We start from the raw sequence: 3,345 nt of genomic DNA, 5'->3' as shown, positions 1-3,345 counted from the left end.
AAATCGACGCTGGGAGGTGGTACCTCGTAACTCCTTAACTAGTTGGGCTAACCGTTCTGTTTTAGTAGTCATATTCAAAAATTATACTTTTTTGGTGGAAATAAGTGTAAAAACTTTAATTCGAGTGTACCGAATAAGGTAAATTATTTAGAATAGTGACTAATTGGCTGGACGCATATGACCAAACAATCAGTCAGTGATAACTAAGGTTTAGTAATGGTAAAAGCTATAACCCTATGCCAAAGCGAAACAGATTGTTACAAAAATTGACGATTTGATTCAATCTGGAAAAACCAAGTCTGCCCTTGATTTGCGCTCATGTTTAAACGAACAAAGTATAGATGCTGCGACAAAAATTCTCAAAGCGCTTCCACCCGACAGTAACGTGAAAAAATTAGACGACCAAGAACTTAGTTGCTGGAATTGTAAATTTTGTACTGGGGAAAAAAGGGAAGATAAGCATATTTATTACTGTAATAAGTTTGGTTTATTAAATTTCTTGAAGCAAACTGCTGCCTCAAGAGCCGCTGATTGCTCAGAGTGGAGTCATCGATTCGCAATAGAGGAACATGTTAATTCGATGCCTAACCCCTCTTATTTCACCCTTACCCTTCCATCACATCTACAACCTTTATTCGAGGATGCTGCACGAGTAGAATCAATGCCTTTACCAGATTGGGTTTGCCACCATCTTTTAAAAATAGTTCAGTCATCTAAAACAAGTATGGGTAGTAGACAGTCTAATTAAAAGCAGGGCTTTATGGTAAAAAAAGGTAGTTATTCATCGAAAAAATGTCCTTGTCTTATTTGTAAAAACATGACGGGGAGTTGTAAGAGGAATTGCGATGGTAGTATTTATTGCTACCACTCAAGCCCGGATATGGCGCCTTCTGGCTACGTTCATGTTCGAGAGTTATCAGAAGGAATGGGGCACGAGTTTATTGAGCCACTTATTGTGGATGAATTATTAAGAGCCGCAAGAGAGCTTCAAAGTCGAGGCAAGAAAGCATCGGCTAGAGAAATGTCTGATTTAACTGGCTTGCCTTCATCTTGGGCAATGGCAGTACAAAAAGCTTATCCGTTATTATTTCCTGAGTGGAACAATAAGAGTAATTTGAGTTACAATAAACCCAAGCTAAAAGGCGCCAACACGCTTATGGAAAATTTTCCACAATCGTCTCAAGAGAAAGTTCTGAGCGATGCAGAACGCGATAAGCAATATAGACAAGTATTAAGTCAGCTACAACTACAAGAAACCCACCGCAATCATTTAAGGGACGCGCGCTCATTAGCTGAGTTTATCGACTACATAGGTTTTCGTTCATGGCAGTTTATTCAAGTCTCGAATGTTAGTGCAGATTTACCAGGTGTCGTTAAGCGAGATAATTTGTTCTATTTATGGGGCGCCAAAGGTATCTTTTTACCGATGCATAACGAATTAGAGCAAATAATCGCATTTCAATTACTTCCAGATAATAGAGAGACTGGTAAATATAAATGGGGTTCTTCTGCACCAGTTAATGGAAGCTGCCCACGTTTGGATAACGGGGAAATGCCATTAACATTCTGCCGCCCTCAAACGGTTGAAATACAGTCTATTGGCTTTGTTGAAGGAGTTTTAAAAGCATGGTCAGTAGCTTGTTTTCTAAAACAAATAGTAATTGGGGCGCCTGGAGCAGCTTGGGACTTTAGCCCAAAATTACTTAGACGTTATTTAGAAAAAGTTGCTCAAGACAAAAATATTCGCCTACCAGATGTAGTTATTGATTTATACGTTGATGCGGGAATGCTTACCAATGAACACATTATGCGCCGTTACTATGAAACAATTAAGCTGCTTCAGCAATGGGAATGTAAGGTAAGAATTGGTTGGTGGGGACAATTTACCAAAGATAACTTAGATATTGATGACTTAATTATTCGAGGTTTGAAATGCCAAATAACTTATATTTCGGTTAACGAATGGATAACGCTGTGGTCCGAAGAGATGCGCTATTCTTTATTAAATAGTGATGTACAGTTTGACACCAAAGATTGGGTGGCGCCAGTACAGCATCTTCATCGCTCAGAGTTAGGGTATCGCAAGGCTAGGATGGGTTTAGAAGAGAATTTGGGATGGGAATGGATTCCAAAAGCAGGCTTCAGCTTTATTGTTGAGCGCGAATTAGTTGGAACCAATAATGCATTTGGTGGATTAATGTTACAGGTAAAACGTAGCTATGACTCAGTAACAGAACAAGACCGAGTGGTAGTACCAGCAGAAGCACTGCACAAGGTTACTGATTTTATTAACTGTTTAGCACGTTCCACTGGAAAAGTTTACCTCGTAAATAAGCTCAAGCAAGAAGAACTTCACAAATACCTGCATAAACAAATAGCTGCTTATCGTGCGCGTGGAGGCAAAGTGTATAAACTCTCAGAACGTATTGGTCGTCAAGCGGACGGAACCTGGGTGTTTTCAGATTGCCAAATATCTATAGGTGGACGTTTTATTACCGAATCAGAATCTGGTTGGGTTTTCAACCATGCTTTGATTGCAAAAGAAAAAATTCCTCTTCCTCAAATAAATCAGAATGTTGAAACGGACGTATTGAAACGCTTAGTTACCGCAATGCGAAATTTTTTTGGAGAATCTGGATTTATGCCTGCGTTTTTTACAATGGCTTTTAGCGTTGCGGGTCTATTTTACGATGAAATTCAAGAGTCGGAAGGCTTTTTCCCAGTTTTAGGACTTTACGGTGATGCTGGCACAGGAAAAACAGTAGCAGCAAATATAGCATTATCATTACTTGGCTTAGATTATCGAGCAACACTTCATAAAACCTCTGAAAGTGCTTATCATGAGCGATTTAAGCTGATGGGTGGATTGACGCAGTTTCTTGATGACCCCGATAAAGCTCAAATTGGTTGGATTTGTCAACAAGTCAAAACGCATTATGGTGGTGGGTCGAGGTTTGTAAGGGAGAATCACCAAGACCCCCACAGTCCTCTTATGGTCGCTTCTAATTATTCGATTGGCGATGATGACCCAATTGTTCTATCTAGATTAATCCGTTTAGTTTTTGAACAAACTCCTAAACCAGTTGCTTTTGGAGAATTACGCTCAGTTTCTCGCATTTGTTCGTGTGTTTTACCTGATTTAATCAAATTAGGTTATCCTCAACCAGAAGTTAAGGATTTAGAATCACAACTAATAGAAAAACTTCCTGCTTCACACGCTCGATTTGCATCAAGTTTAGCGCTTATTGGTTACTATGCTTTTCGGTTGGCTGAACTCAGTGGCGCCGTATCATCATCAGAAGTTTGGAAATATCTTGCTTTGTTATGTGATGATGCAAATAAAGA

General features: G+C 39.3%; 1 protein-coding gene and 1 pseudogene. Both read left to right on the top strand.

Annotated elements, in window-relative coordinates:
* Window positions 1-274: 274 nt before the first annotated feature.
* Entirely contained in the window at window positions 275-748 is a 474-nt protein-coding gene (locus tag DSM106972_RS50570) for a hypothetical protein (protein ID WP_127087790.1), read from the top strand.
* 132 nt (window positions 749-880) lie between these two features.
* Window positions 881-3,345: pseudogene (locus DSM106972_RS50565) on the top strand (hypothetical protein); the annotation flags it as partial.

Origin of the sequence: Dulcicalothrix desertica PCC 7102, from assembly GCF_003991905.1 — a bacterium.
Classification (GTDB): domain Bacteria; phylum Cyanobacteriota; class Cyanobacteriia; order Cyanobacteriales; family Nostocaceae; genus Dulcicalothrix; species Dulcicalothrix desertica.
Note: the sequence above shows the minus strand (reverse complement) of the source record. Positions and strands in the feature narration are given on the sequence as shown.